The sequence below is a fragment of the Pseudomonas arsenicoxydans genome (genome assembly GCF_900103875.1).
Lineage (GTDB): Bacteria > Pseudomonadota > Gammaproteobacteria > Pseudomonadales > Pseudomonadaceae > Aquipseudomonas > Aquipseudomonas arsenicoxydans.
The window spans coordinates 2670706-2684348 of sequence record NZ_LT629705.1 but is presented as its reverse complement, the minus strand read 5'-3'; the positions used below and the strand labels follow the sequence as shown (position 1 = coordinate 2684348).

Below are 13643 nucleotides of genomic sequence, written 5' to 3'. Positions count from 1 at the left end.
GGGCAAGGGCAAGGGCAAGATCTACAGTCTCGCGAGCAAAACCGTTCCCAAAAAAGCAGGGCGACACAATGCTTTGGATCGTTCCCACGCTCTGCGTGGGAATGCCGCCAGGGACGCTCTGCGTCCCGCTGTCGATCCAAAACTTGTGTTTTGCGCAGAGGTTTTCAGGACATGTCTTTCAGAGATTGCGTGACAGCGCCCGGCGCACGCTGTCGCTGTTCAGCGTAGGGCTTTCAGGTTCGGCAGCGCTTTGCGCGGGTGCGGGGCTGTCGAGTTCGAAGGAGAGTTCGGCCTCGACCGGGCTTTCAGCTTGAACAGGGCTTGGCGCCCGGCCGCGACTGGCGACCAGGGTGTCCAACTTCTCGAGGTAAGCGTTCAGGTCACTGATCAGCAGTTTCTTGCGCTGGGAACCTTGATACAACGCGTAGCAAAGGTAACCGCCCGCCGCCAGAAGACCGAGCCCGGCGGTGGCCAGACCGGCAACACACAAGCCAGACACGATCAGCACGGTCTTCCAGTTGAAGGGCGTCAACTCCAACTCGGTGTTCAACGCGCTCGCGTCACGCAGTATCCAGCGCTTGGACGCCGAGTGGTTCAGCAGGAGGGTGTGCAGGGGCGAACCGTCCTTTTTCAAGGCACTGATCAACGAGATGTCCTGACCGGTGCGCAATGGAATATCCACGCCACGCAACTTCACATCGTGCTCGACACCGTCCGCGGTTTTGACCCAGAACTCATGATTGATGATCGACACCGAACTCACGCGAACCGGCGTCAGATCCCCGTCCTTACCGTTTACAGGAACGCCGCCCGTGGTCGTCACACGGGTCTCACTGAGCTTCTCGCTGCCCACCACTTCACCGCTCAGGACAGTGAAAACAACGCGCTTATCGCCATGAGTGAAGTTGTGCATTTCGATTCCTTGATAGGCCCACGTCCATCGACGCGCAGTAGAAAATCCGTATGCCGCGGATGCTACTAACTAGCCACTACCGTGTCCAGAATCACCACTGAGTGTGACGCGGAGCGTCATGGGATGCATTCCCACGCGGAGCGTGGGAACGATCAAACGGATCTACACAATCAATCAAACAGCACTCGGCGCCAAAACCACCGAGCGCTTACGATGAATCAGAAAATACGCGCCATAACACAACGCAATAAACCCAAACCCCCAATACAACGAAGGCCGCTGCGTCTCATCCAGCGCTAAAAACACAAACAACGAACAGCACAACACAATGCATGTCAGGGGCAACAGCGGAAACCACGGCGCGCGGTATTTCAGATCGCTGAGCTTGCCGCCATCACGCAGATAAGCCTTGCGGAATTTGTACTGCGCCAGCGCAATCACAATCCAGGTCACCGTGCCCGACATCCCGCTCACCGCCATCAGCACCATGAACAGCGTGTCCGCTGCGACAAAACTGGTCATCAACGACATCAAGGCAAAACACAACGTGATGCTCAGCGCACGCAGCGGCACCCCACGCTTGCTCAGCGGAGACAGACTTTTCGGCGCCATGCCAGTCTTCGACATCGCCCACAAAATCCGCGTAGAGGCATACAGGCCCGAGTTACCGACGGAAAGAATCGCCGTGAGAATCACAAAGTTCATCAGATCCGCGGCATAAGGAATGCCGACCATGTCGAACACCTGCACAAACGGACTTTCCATCAACCCGGCCTGCTGCCACGGCACAATCGCCGACAGCACCACGATCGCCAGCACATAGAAAATCAATACGCGAAACACCACATTGCGCACCGCGCGCGGGATGCTTTTTTCCGGCTGATCGGTTTCGCCGGCGGCCACGCCCATGATCTCGCAACCCTGAAAGGCATAGACCACGGTCATCATCACCGCGAACACCGCAGACAGGCCGTTGGGGAACAATGAGTCGCCGATCAGGTTGGTCATCATTGGCGCCGGTGCGCCGCTGTTCAGGGGAATCGCGCCAAAAATCACCAGCACACCGACCACGATGAAGCCGAGAATCGCCGCGACCTTGATCCCGGAGAACCAGTATTCCGCCTCACCGAAAGCGCGCGTCGCCAACGCATTCAGGCCGAAAAGCACCACCACGAACAGCGCCGACCAATACCAGATCGGCACCGCCGGAAACCAGCGCACCATCAGCATGCCCGCCGCCGTGAACTCCAGTCCTACGGTGGTCGCCCAACTCATCCAGTACACCCAGCCGATCATGAAACCGGTGGCCGGTCCGATGAATTTGGTGGCGTGGGTTTGAAACGAACCAGAGACCGGCATCTGCACGGACAATTCGCCCAGGCACACCATCACCAGGTACATCAGGAAACCGGCGACCAGGTAGGCCAGAATCGCCCCGACCGGTCCGCCCTGGTTGATCGTCACGCCAGAGCCCATGAACAGCCCGGTGCCGATCACGCCACCCAGCGACAACATGAAAATGTGCCGGCTCTTGAGGGCGCGTGTCAGTTGGATGCCTTTACGTTCAGTGGATTCGCTCATGCCCGCACCCCATCAGCAAGGTGCGCGTGGCGCGAGAAAGGATCAGCTTTACGGCAGTTCATTATTATTATCTCCAATAAGCTTCGAAGACCGCGCGGTGGCGGTTGCCTCGATTATTGGAAGACCATGTAAGGTCCGGTTGACCGTAAAGATCGAAGTTGTAAAAAGTCGTAACGAACTTGTACGTCAGGTGTGCAGCAGCTCGGCCAGCGTCTGTTGCGAACGCTGCAAATGCGCCTGAACTTGCGTCGCCAATGCCCGCACTGCCGACTCATCGTTGATCCGCGCAGCCTCTTCCAGCGCACGCAGTGCAGCGGCCAATGCCCGGAACCCCAAAGAGTCGCTGCTGCCGGCCAGACGATGGGCAAGGTGGGCGACTTCGGTGCAATCGTCGGCCTCGATCGCCTCCTTGAGTGCCTCGCGATGCTGCGTGATCGCATCGCGCAACACCGCCAGCAAGCCCTGAAGTTTCTGTTCACCGAGCAAGGTGCGATGCGTGTCCAGCAATGGCCAGTCCATCGCCTCATCCGCCCTTTGTGGCGCAGGCAAAAGCGCTTTCCCGGCCAAAGCCTGGCGCAGATTGTCGAGTTTCAGGGGTTTGGCGAGGATGCCATCCATCCCGGCATCCAGATATCCGCGCACCAATGCCGGCTGCACGCTGGCGGTCAGGGCGAATATGCGGCAGTGACGGTTCGGCCCCTCGGTGTGGCGGATCAGTTTGCACAACTCGACACCGCTGATGCCCGGCAGATGCACATCGAGCAAAATCAAATCAAAAGTCTGCGCAGCGCATTGGATCAGCGCCTGTTCGCCCTCCTCTGCAAGCCAGACCCGATGCCCGTCCCCTTGCAACAAACCGCTGACCACTTCACGGTTCAGAGGCACGTCCTCGACCACCAGAACATTCAGCGCGCGACCGGGTTCGCTGTGGATCGCCACGTCGGCCAAGCCGGCAATACCCGGTTGCAGCGTCACCTCGAACCAGAAACAACTGCCCTGCCCGACTTCGCTTTCAACACCGATCTGCCCACCCAGTTGTTCAACCAGATGCTTGCTGATGGCCAACCCGAGACCGGTTCCGCCAAAGCGTTGCGCAACCTCTTCGCTGGCTTGGGTGAAACGCTCGAAAATCTTTTCCTGCACCGCCTGGGCAATGCCGATGCCGTTGTCCGTCACGCTCAATCGCAGCCGCTGCCCGGGGACTGGCGCCAGCAACGCCACATCGACGCGAACCTCGCCGCCCTCGGTGAACTTGATCGCGTTAGCCAGCAAATTACTCAGCACCTGACGCAGGAACTGCTCGGCACCGTGATGCCTGTCAGCGACCTTCGGATCTACTCGGCAGTGCAGCGTCGTATCGTTGCTCATAGCGCGCGGCTCAAGCAGCGTCAGCACTTCGTCGAGCAAATGCCTGAGCGAGAAATCCACCGGTTCCGGGTGACTGACGCCCTCCTCCAGTCGAGCGAAGAACAGCACTTCATTGAGAATCGACAACAACCCTTCGCCGGCCTTGTACAGCGCATCCAGACGTTTGCCGTCGCGCTCATCCAGATTCGCGCCGCGCAGCAATTGGGCCATGCCAAGAATGCCGTTGAGCGGTGTGCGCAATTCGTGGCTCATGGTCGCCAGGAACCGCGACTTGGCGAGATTGGCGGCCTCGGCTTCGTCCTTGGCGCGCATCAGGCTGGCGGTGCGACGTTCGACCATTCGTAGCAACTCATCGCGGTTGTTCTGCAAGGCCAGTCGATCGGTTTCCCGTCGTTCAATATCACTGAGGATCGCCCGGCGCATGTCGTCCAGAGCATGGGCCACGGTGTCGATTTCGTCTTCGTTCGCGCTGCGGCGCTTGTCCAGATGCAAGGGCTCGTGCCAGTCACCGGCAGCGATGCGCCGGGCGAATTCAGCCATCACTTGCAGGTGCCGGGTGACCAAGCGGTAAAACAACCCCGACAGCGCCACCGCCAAACCGCACAGAAACACGCTCATCCACAGCAGGCTGGTCAATCCGGTGGCGTACAAACGCTGATGCACGGCGCCCAGATCGGTGCTGACCTCCAATTGCCCCAGATGCCGCAAAGGCCCGGACGGCGGTTGATAGTCCAGCTCGAAACGCTCGATGCGCAGCGGCCCGACCGGGTCGGCGTTGCCTTGCAGCAGATCAAAATCGGGGCTGTTCAGGTGCACCCGCGCCACGTCGGAGAAGTCCACCAGACCGCGCAACTGCACGTTCAATTGTTCCTGGTTCAAGTCCCAGAGACTGCGCTCCAGGCTGGCCAGATAACCGGCGCGGATCAGCTCCATGCGTGAGTCAATGTCGCGCATCTCGCGGCGGTATTCGAAGTACAACTGCACGGTGCTCGCCAGCACGGTGAAGCACAGGCTGAACAACAGAATGAACAGCAGCAGACGCCGCAACAGTCCACCGGGCCGGGCGCGAATCATTTGGAATTGACCGGCAGGTTGATCATGTCGCGGTAGGTGACTTCGCTTTCGTTGAGCAAGCGCTCGACCTCCCCGCTGCTGACCATGCGCTGCAACTGCGCGTCGATCTCCGGCATGCGCCTGGCGAGCGGGGATTTGCGCGAAACCGCAACCCGCAGGTAATCGACGCTCAAGGCGTTGGGCAACGCGACAATGTCTTGCGCGCCCGGCAGGTTTTCGACGTACAACTGCCCGGTGCGTCGTTCCGAGGTGATGAAATCAATGCGCCCGCGAATCAGTTTGCCGAAGTTCTGGCGGCTGTCCGAAACCCATTCGATGTTCTGTTGCTGGGCGACGAGGCGGTCGAATTCGACGCCGTAACTTTCGCCGAACAACAGCCCGCCCCGGTAATTGGCCAGGTCTTGCAGACGATCAAATTTCACCGGGTGCTGACGGTTGATGAACAGCGCGACTTCTTCGCGCAACACAGGCACCGTCGAAAAAATCATGCTCTGTTCCCGTTGCGCGGTGCTGTAGGCCAGGGCCACATCGACCCGGCCTTCGGCGACGTCGAGCAGGCAACGTTTCCAGTTGCCCAGCACGACGATTTCGACGTCATAGCCCAGGCGCCCGAAGAGGTTTTTCACCACGCTGGGGGCCAGGCCACGCACTTGTTTGCCGTCGCTCCAGGAGATCGGCGGGTACACCGGATAGTCGCAGTAGCGAATGTTCTCAGCGGCCATCGCGCTGTTGGCGACCAGCGCCAGCAGCAGCGCAAACACCCGCCCCACGAAACTCAGGCCGCCACGCTGGCGGTGAACAGATACCCGGCGCCGTGGATGGTGATGATCAGTTGCGGCTCGGCCGGGTCGTCGTGCAATTTACGCCGCAAGCGTCCGACCAGCACGTCGATGGAGCGATCATTGGGCACCCACTCGCGATTACGGATCTGGTCCATCAACTGATCACGGCTCAAGGTGTGCCCGCTGTTGCGCAAGAACACGCTGAGCAACTGATATTCGCCGTGGGTCAACAGGGTTTCGCTGCCGGTGGGGTCGATGAGCCGCCGGCGGTCGGTGTCCAGCGCCCAGTCGGCAAATTGTTTGACGGGCTTGGCAATGGCCGCGACCGGTTGCGGTGTCTGCGCGTGGCGAACCCGGCGGATCAGGTTTTTCGCCCGGGACACCAATTCGCGAGGGTTGAGCGGTTTGATCACGTAGTCATCGGCGCCGCATTCCAGGCCCACGATGCGATCAATTTCATCGTTGCGACCGGTGATCAGAATGATCCCGACTTCGGAACGCACCCGCAGCTCCCGGGTGAGGGTCAGGCCGTCCTTGCCGGGCAGGCGGATATCGAGCATCACCAGATCGACGGTCTGGCTCGCCAGGAAGGTGTCGGCCAGTTCGGCCGTGGCGGCGCAATGCACTTCGTAACCTTCCTGGGACAGGTAGGCGTGCAGCAGTTCGCGAATCAGCGGATCGTCATCGACGATCAGTACCCGAGGAGTCATCGCTAGGTGTCCCGCAAATGCCCGAAGGCGTGTTTCTTATTAGAGTGTTTTGTTGCCGTGGGGCCAGAGAGTATCGACAGCTGAACGAGTGATCAACAGCCCGTCGTCTGGACGCAAAACCGTTGGCGACCGCCGGCCTGCAATCCGTCGACCCAGGCTTCGCAAATCTGAATGCCTTGTTCCGGAGTAAAGGTGCCAGGGTTGAGGCCCGACTCCAGCCACAAGCCGTCGAGCAATGCACTGAGGCTGATGGCGGCCAGGTCGGCATCAAAATTTTCCCAGCCTTCTTCCTGTGCCAGCTCGGTCAGCACCTTGCGCAAGATCCCACGGTACTCGCCGTAGGAATGTTCGTGCGCGAGGTTGATCGACTCGGCCGTGCGCACCGCGCCCCAGAATGCCAGCCAGGCGTCGATCAGCTGCGGATCGAGCAACTCGGCCGAAAACGAACCGCGAAAGAACGCTGACAATCGTTCGCGGGCCGTCGGCGCTGCCTTCTCCATCGCGTCGCGCAACAGGCTCATGACCCGCCCCGTAATCGCTCGGTAGGCCTCGGCGACCAGTTCATCTTTGCCGGAATAATGGTGGCTGATCAGCCCGACCGAAACCCCGGCCTCGGCGGAAATCTTGCGGATTGAAGCGCCCTGAAAACCATGACGCTTGAGGCACACCAGCGTCGCTTCGATCAGGTTGGCCTTGCGCAACTCCGGCTCCATGCGGGAAAAACGGGCTTCCTGACTCATGCGCGATACTCTCCGTGGATCAATCGTTAGGGACGCGGCGGTAAGCGCGCGGGCTGAACGACTGTACAGCAAGAGTGTGGCAAGTCTCCAGCAGTTGAACGCAGGAGAAACCGGGGTGAGCCCATCCCGTCAGTCGCGATAACCCGGCGCTACCCGATCCAGCAATCGCAACAGCGCCGCCCAGGCCAATTGCATGGCGTCCGGGTCACTCAACTCGCCTTCGTCCAACGGACGGCCGGGTTCGTTGAACTGACGCTCGGTGTGTTCGCACACCTCGGCTGGCGGCAATACCAACTCACCGGCGGCTTGCGCGGCCAGCTGGATTTCGCAGGCTTTCTCCAGGTAATACATGCGCAAAAACGCCTGGCTGACGGTCTCCCCGACTGTCAGCAAACCGTGGTTGCGCAGCATCAGCACCGGTTTGTCGCCGAGGTCTTGCACCAGACGTTGCTGCTCGCTCATGTCCAGCGCCACACCTTCATAGTCGTGGTAAGCGACCCGCCCATAGAATTCCATGGAAATCTGGTTCACTGGCAGCAATCCGCATTTCAACGCAGCGACGGCACAACCGGATTTGGTGTGGGTGTGCAGCACGCACTGCGCGTCTTCACGGGCACCGTGAATGGCGCTGTGAATCACAAACCCTGCCGGATTCACCGGGTACGGCGACGACTCGACGGCCCGGCCATCAAGACCGATCTTCACCAGATTGGAGGCGGTGATTTCATCGAACATCAGCCCGTATGGATTGATCAGGAAGTGATGCTCAGGCCCCGGAATTCGCACCGAGATATGGGTGAAGATCAGATCAGTCATGCGAAAGTGCGCGATCAATCGGTAACAAGCGGCCAGCTCTACTCGCAGCTTTTGTTCCGTGGCGCTGCGCAGTGGGGTAGCGATCTCATTCATTGTTTTGGTTCTCCAGGCTGATCGGACTGCGCAAGACAGTAAGGCTCGACGCTTTGACACGTCCAGCCGTTTGCGACTACTTGCTGGCCCAGGCGTTGAAGCGTTCTTCAAGTTCTTCGCCGTGATCGACCCAGAACGCCACGTCCATCGACAGCGCGCCCTTGAGGTTTTGCGGCGCAGTCGGCACCCATTGCGCGAGCTTGGCGTCCAGTCTGGCGGCGGCTTCGGTATTGGTCGGGCCATAAGGGATCTGCTCGACATACTTGACCTGGGCATCCGGCTGATTGGCGAAGGCAATAAAGCGCTTGGCCTGATCGACGTGTTTGGAGCCCTTGATGATTGCCCAATAATCCATGCCATACAGGCTGCCCGGCCAGACCAGCCCGAGGTGGCTGCCATTTTGTGCGGCATCCGCCACGCGCCCGCTGTAAGTGGAGGTCATCACCACATCCCCGGCTGTCAGCCATTGCGCCGGTTGCGCGCCAGCTTCCCACCACTGGATGTAGGGTTTGAGTTCGGTGAGTTTGGCGAAGGCGCGGTCGACACCTTGCGGCGTGTTCAACACTGAATACACGTCCTCAACCTTCACGCCGTCGGCCAGCAAGGCGAATTCCAGGTTGTACACCGCGCGTTTGCGCAGCCCACGTTTGCCGGGGATTTTCTGCACGTCCCAGAAGTCGGCCCACGAGGTCGGGGCCTGCGCCAGCTTTTGCGTGTCGTAGGCAATTGCCACGCTCCACACCAGCGCCGCGGAACCGCACGCCTGCGCCGCGTCGGGAATCAACTGCTCGGCGCGCCCCAGGGTTTTCCAGTCGAGTTTTTCGTACATGCCTTCGTCGCAACCGCGCATCAGGTCCGGGCCTTCGATCTGCACTACGTCCCAATCGGCGTTGCCGGTGTCGACCATCACTTTGATCCGGGCCATCTCACCGTTGTATTCGCTCTGGATCAGCTTGCTGTGATCCGCCGCGCTGAACGGCTGGAAAAACGCCACATCCTGGGCTTTCTGGCCGGCGCCGCCGTAACCCACCACCACCATATCCGGTGCTGCCTGAGCGCTGCCCAGGCTCATGGCCAGGGACAGCAACAAGAAACCGTGCTTGAGCGTGTTCGATTTCATCAGTGGTTCCTCTTGCAGGTGCCACCCGACTGAACGCCGACGTGGCCCTTTTTATTGTTGTGAGGTTCGCCCCAGGTGCGGGCGCCAAATGAATCTACTGCGAGCACAAGTAAAAAAACAAGTTGATTTTTTACTACAGGTAAATTTCTATAGGCAAATAATAACAACGCCGAAAACCCGGCCTTTCGGCTTCAGCCTGCCTGGAGTACCCGCAACATGCCGACCTCGTCCCCTGCTTTTGCGCACCTGTTCGAACCCTTGCAGCTGCGTGGCAAACGGCTGAAAAACCGCATCATGTCCAGCGGTCACGACACTTCTATGCCCACCGACAACCTGGTCAATGAGCAACTGATCGCCTACCACACTGCAAGGGCCGAAGGCGGCGTCGGGCTGATCGTGCTGCAAGTGGCCGGTGTGCATGACAGCGCGCGGTACACCTCGCATGTGCTGATGGCCACTGACGATGCCTGCATCGAGGGCTATCGCAAGATCGCCGAGAGTTGCCACGCGCATGGCACAGTGGTGCTGTCGCAAATCTTCCATCCGGGGCGAGAGATCATGGAGTCCAGCGATGGCCTGCTGGCCGTCGCTTACTCGCCTTCGGCGGTGCCCAACGAACGCTTTCGAGTGATGCCGCGAGCGCTCGATCAAGCGATGATCGATGAGATCGTCGCCGGCTACGGCGCAGCGGCCCGACGCTTGTATCAAGCCGGAATCGACGGGGTGGAAGTGGTCGCAAGCCACGGTTACCTGCCGGCGCAATTCATCAACCCACGGGTCAACCGTCGCACCGATGGCTACAACGGTGAGTTGGACCAACGCCTGCGTTTCCTGCGTGAAGTGATCGCGGCTGTGCGTGCCAACACCGATGACCAGTTCATCATCGGCCTGCGTATTTCCGCCGATGAACGCGACCCTGAAGGCCTGACCGAGGACGAATCCCTGGCTGCCGTGCAATCGTTGCAAACGATGCTTGATTACGTGCATATCGTCGCCGGGACCTCGGCTTCATTGGGCGGCGCCGTACACATCGTGCCGCCGATGGCGATCGAAGCGGCTTATCTGGCCAAGGAAGCCGGCACTTTCAAGGCCAGTCTGTCGATTCCGCTGTTCGTCACCGGGCGCATCAACCAACCACAGGAAGCCGAACTGATTCTGGCGCGCGGTCAGGCCGATGTTTGCGGCATGACCCGCGCCCTGATCTGCGACCCGCAAATGCCCAACAAAACCGACACCGGCCACGTCGAAGATGTGCGCGCCTGTATCGCCTGCAATCAGGCGTGCATCGGCCACTTTCACAAAGGCCTGCCGATCTCTTGCATCCAGCATCCGGAAACCGGGCGCGAGCTGATCTTTGGCCAACGACAACTGACGAAGCAACGCAAACGCATCATGGTCGCTGGCGGTGGCCCGGCCGGAATGAAAGCTGCCGCCGTCGCGGCTCAGCGCGGACATGACGTGACGCTCTACGAAGCCAGCTCGCAACTCGGTGGCCAGGTATTGCTCGCGCAATTGTTACCGCGACGTGCTGAATTCGGTGGTGCCAGCACCAACCTGCAACGGGAAATGGAATTGGCCGGCGTGCGCGTCGTGCGCAACGCTCGCGTCGACCGGGCACTGGTCGAACTCGAACGGCCGGACATGGTGATCCTCGCCACCGGTGCCGAACCGTATTGGCCAGCGTTCGAGCGCGGCGGTGAATTGCAGGTGGTAGACGCCTGGCAAGTACTGCGCGATGAAGTGCAGATCGGCCGTTCCGTGGTGGTGGTCGACTGGCGCTGCGACTGGATCGGACCCGGTATCGCTGAACGTCTGGTCCGCGCCGGGCACCAGGTACAACTGGCCGTCAACGGCACCCATTGCGGAGAAAACCTGCCGCTGTATGTGCGCGATCACCTGGCTGGAGAACTACACAAACTCGGCATCCCGATCACGCCTTACGCGCGCCTGTATGGCTGCGACGACAACACTGTCTACCTGCAACACACCGCCAGCGGCGAGCCGATGCTGTTCGAAAACATCGACACGCTCGTGCTCTGCCAAGGCCATCAACCGGTCGATACGCTGGGCGCCGAGCTTCAAGGCCTGGTGGAGTTCCGGCGCATCGGCGACTGCCTCGCCCCGCGCACCGCCGAAGAAGCCATCTACGAAGGTTTGAAAGTCGCCTGGGAGCTTTGAGGCTGTTTTATACTCCGGGGCTTTTACACAATCCCCGGTTTGGAGCACGCCATGAGCAACAGCAGCAAGATGCCGCCTGCCAGCAGCGCGCCCACACAGGTCAGCGCGGCGGCAGAACCGCATTTTCTCGGCACACGGATTCGTGGGTTGCGTAAACGTCGGGGCATGACCCTCGCGGAACTGGCGCAGATGAGTGAGCTGACGGCGGGCTATATCAGTCAGCTGGAACGAAACCTGGCTTATCCCTCTATTCCGGCGCTGTTCAACATCGCTCGTAGCTTGGGCGTGACCATTCAATGGTTTTTCGCCAGTGAGGGCAATACCGCGCCCGAGGACAACGGGGTGGTGGTGCGCAAAAACGCGCGAATGAGCGTTCATTACGAAGACGGGATTGTGGATCAGCTGCTGACGCCACAGCCGAATCGGCAACTGGAGATGCTGCACTCGAGGTTTCCACCGGGTACTTACAGTCAGCAGAGCTATAGCCATGAAGGTGAAGAGGCTGGGTATTTGCTGTCGGGGAGTTTTGAGTTGTGGGTAGGAGATCGGCATTTTCAGCTGAGTGAAGGCGACAGTTTTAGCTTTTCCAGCCAGGAGCCGCATCGGTATGGGAATCCTGGAGAGGTGGACGCAGTGGTGATTTGGGTGATCACGCCGCCTTCATTCTGAGGGTCTGTCGACCTTCAGAGCTAAAGAATTCAGGTGCCTGCAAATTGCACAAAAAACCGGCGTTTCGCCGGTTTTCTTTGCACGTTCGTCTACAACCACCCGAACCCTTTTCCCATCATCGCTGCCAAGCCCAGTGCCGTGGTGATCAACGCGCTGAACAGTAAACGGAAATCCGTACGGGCCTCTTTGCGATGCTCACGAAAATCAGTACGAGCTTCTTTGCGGTGCTCACAAAAATCCGTTCGAGATTCTTTACGGTGCTCACGAAACTCCACGCGAAGGTCGCCGAGGTCCCGCCGCACGTATTCGATATGTGTCTCAAGTTGGGATACACGCGGTTCCATCGGGGTTTCTCCTGGAGGACCTGGTGGTTTTCTTCCATTATCGTCACTGCCGTTCTTTTTGCTGCCAGGGAAACGGTCAGGGTAATGCTCGTCAAGATTTACCAGCACAAAAGGCTCACTCATCGCTTACCTCCAGCACACTGGTTTTGCACTCGTCCTGAACGATTATATTTGCCAGTGCATTGAGCGAATGCAGACGTATAAACCCACAATGCTTGCAGTTAAGCATCACCGCAGGCGTGCCGAAACGTAAATACTCCTGGCCTCGCGCCCAAGGCAATCCGACGCCAGTTGCACCGGCCTGGAGTGGCAATTCCCACTCATCGTGCTCACAGAATGGGCATCCGGTATTTTTTATCCGCGCCTTGAAAATATTGGCTAACCGCCCCGTATCCAGATGAATATCCCTAGGCATTAGCTAACCTCGCGACATCCCCGGGCTGATCGCCATTCTGAAACTGTTCTTCACCGCCGTTGTACATCGCCACCTCTTCCTTGAGGGAATAAATCTTCGATTAAACGAACAACCATCAGATGGTGTGCCACGTTCGGTTATTGCGTGACCGCGATGTCTATATCCGGGCCTTCGCTACAAATCGAATATACCCTCGATCAATCTCGGACGTATCTGCGTGCGAAGTAAGAAGATTCGCACCGTTGCGTAAGCCCGGAATTCTCTTTGTAGGATCCGTCCACAACGCTTTTTTCTGAGGCTGAAAATCGTCGGCTTCACAGATTTTTCTGATGAGCCGAGTCGTCGGATTGCAGAGCCAACGGGCCTTGCGGCGAAAGCCCTTCGTCGCTCTCAGGTGTTGCTTGAGGTGGAGGAGTTCCGGGGAGGAAAAAGCCTACAAGCCCCAAGATTCCGATTTCAATCAGTGAAAGAATTCCAAAGGTGATGAAGCCAAAGATCAGCCCGGCAACCACAATGCTCAAAGGATGAATTTGCGCTGCGTCGGGGCTATCCAGCATGTAGAGAAAAGCCTGAACAGCAACGGCGACACAGGCCGCAACGGCTGCCATCAGCTTGATAATCAACCAAAGCCGTCGCCATCTGTTCATGGTCTGCCCTGCCATCCGGTGAATTAGCTCTTTATGCATGATAGCTAATGACCGGGATCCGCCTGCTTTCCCTTGGCCGCTCGTCGAGATGAATGACCAAAAACCGCCAGAAACGAAAAAGCCCCGTAGCTTTTCAGCTACGGGGCTTTTTCTATGTAATGGCGGAGAGATAGGGACCCTAAATATACACCAC

Annotated in this window: 13 protein-coding genes; 2 read left to right on the top strand and 11 right to left on the bottom strand. The window is 59.0% G+C overall.

Annotated elements, in window-relative coordinates; genetic code table 11:
- Nucleotides 1–178: 178 nt before the first annotated feature.
- The 8 genes from BLQ41_RS12475 to BLQ41_RS12440 form a co-directional block, all read right to left on the bottom strand.
- Complete coding sequence (locus BLQ41_RS12475; protein WP_090181259.1) at nucleotides 179–913, bottom strand: hypothetical protein; 735 nt, start codon at nucleotides 911–913, stop codon at nucleotides 179–181.
- Between the two features lie 174 nt (nucleotides 914–1087).
- Nucleotides 1088–2494, bottom strand: a complete 1407-nt coding sequence (locus BLQ41_RS12470; protein WP_090181257.1) for an amino acid permease — start codon at nucleotides 2492–2494, stop codon at nucleotides 1088–1090.
- Nucleotides 2495–2680: 186 nt separating this feature from the next.
- Entirely contained in the window at nucleotides 2681–4936 is a 2256-nt protein-coding gene (locus BLQ41_RS12465; protein ID WP_090181256.1) for an ATP-binding protein, read from the bottom strand.
- Nucleotides 4933–5658, bottom strand: coding sequence for a substrate-binding periplasmic protein (locus BLQ41_RS12460; RefSeq protein ID WP_090188513.1), 726 nt, complete (start codon nucleotides 5656–5658; stop codon nucleotides 4933–4935). Before BLQ41_RS12460 ends, BLQ41_RS12465 begins: the two co-directional genes overlap by 4 nt.
- A gap of 53 nt (nucleotides 5659–5711) precedes the next feature.
- On the bottom strand, nucleotides 5712–6428 hold the full coding sequence (locus BLQ41_RS12455; RefSeq protein WP_090181255.1) for a response regulator: 717 nt from the start codon (nucleotides 6426–6428) through the stop codon (nucleotides 5712–5714).
- A 92-nt stretch (nucleotides 6429–6520) separates the two neighbouring features.
- Nucleotides 6521–7168 carry a TetR family transcriptional regulator C-terminal domain-containing protein gene (locus BLQ41_RS12450; protein WP_090181253.1) on the bottom strand — a complete coding sequence of 216 codons (648 nt, stop codon included), beginning with the start codon at nucleotides 7166–7168 and terminating at the stop codon, nucleotides 6521–6523.
- A 129-nt stretch (nucleotides 7169–7297) separates the two neighbouring features.
- Complete coding sequence (locus BLQ41_RS12445) at nucleotides 7298–8077, bottom strand: class II aldolase/adducin family protein (protein ID WP_090181252.1); 780 nt, start codon at nucleotides 8075–8077, stop codon at nucleotides 7298–7300.
- A 76-nt stretch (nucleotides 8078–8153) separates the two neighbouring features.
- A complete protein-coding gene (locus BLQ41_RS12440) occupies nucleotides 8154–9197 on the bottom strand; it encodes an ABC transporter substrate-binding protein (protein ID WP_090181251.1) in 1044 nt (347 codons plus the stop codon).
- Between the two features lie 216 nt (nucleotides 9198–9413).
- Between BLQ41_RS12440 and BLQ41_RS12435 the strand changes: the two genes are divergently transcribed.
- Nucleotides 9414–11375, top strand: coding sequence for an oxidoreductase (locus BLQ41_RS12435; protein WP_090181249.1), 1962 nt, complete (start codon nucleotides 9414–9416; stop codon nucleotides 11373–11375).
- Nucleotides 11376–11444: 69 nt separating this feature from the next.
- On the top strand, nucleotides 11445–12044 hold the full coding sequence (locus tag BLQ41_RS12430; RefSeq protein ID WP_090188511.1) for a cupin domain-containing protein: 600 nt from the start codon (nucleotides 11445–11447) through the stop codon (nucleotides 12042–12044).
- Nucleotides 12045–12133: 89 nt separating this feature from the next.
- On the opposite strand, the gene BLQ41_RS12425 is transcribed toward BLQ41_RS12430, so the two are convergent.
- From BLQ41_RS12425 to BLQ41_RS12415, 3 genes are all read right to left on the bottom strand, one after another.
- Nucleotides 12134–12511, bottom strand: a complete 378-nt coding sequence (locus tag BLQ41_RS12425) for a hypothetical protein (RefSeq protein WP_197678927.1) — start codon at nucleotides 12509–12511, stop codon at nucleotides 12134–12136.
- Nucleotides 12504–12803, bottom strand: a complete 300-nt coding sequence (locus tag BLQ41_RS12420; protein ID WP_090181246.1) for a hypothetical protein — start codon at nucleotides 12801–12803, stop codon at nucleotides 12504–12506. Before BLQ41_RS12420 ends, BLQ41_RS12425 begins: the two co-directional genes overlap by 8 nt.
- Before the next feature lie 314 nt (nucleotides 12804–13117).
- Nucleotides 13118–13489 carry a hypothetical protein gene (locus BLQ41_RS12415; RefSeq protein ID WP_231997097.1) on the bottom strand — a complete coding sequence of 124 codons (372 nt, stop codon included), beginning with the start codon at nucleotides 13487–13489 and terminating at the stop codon, nucleotides 13118–13120.
- Nucleotides 13490–13643 lie beyond the last annotated feature (154 nt).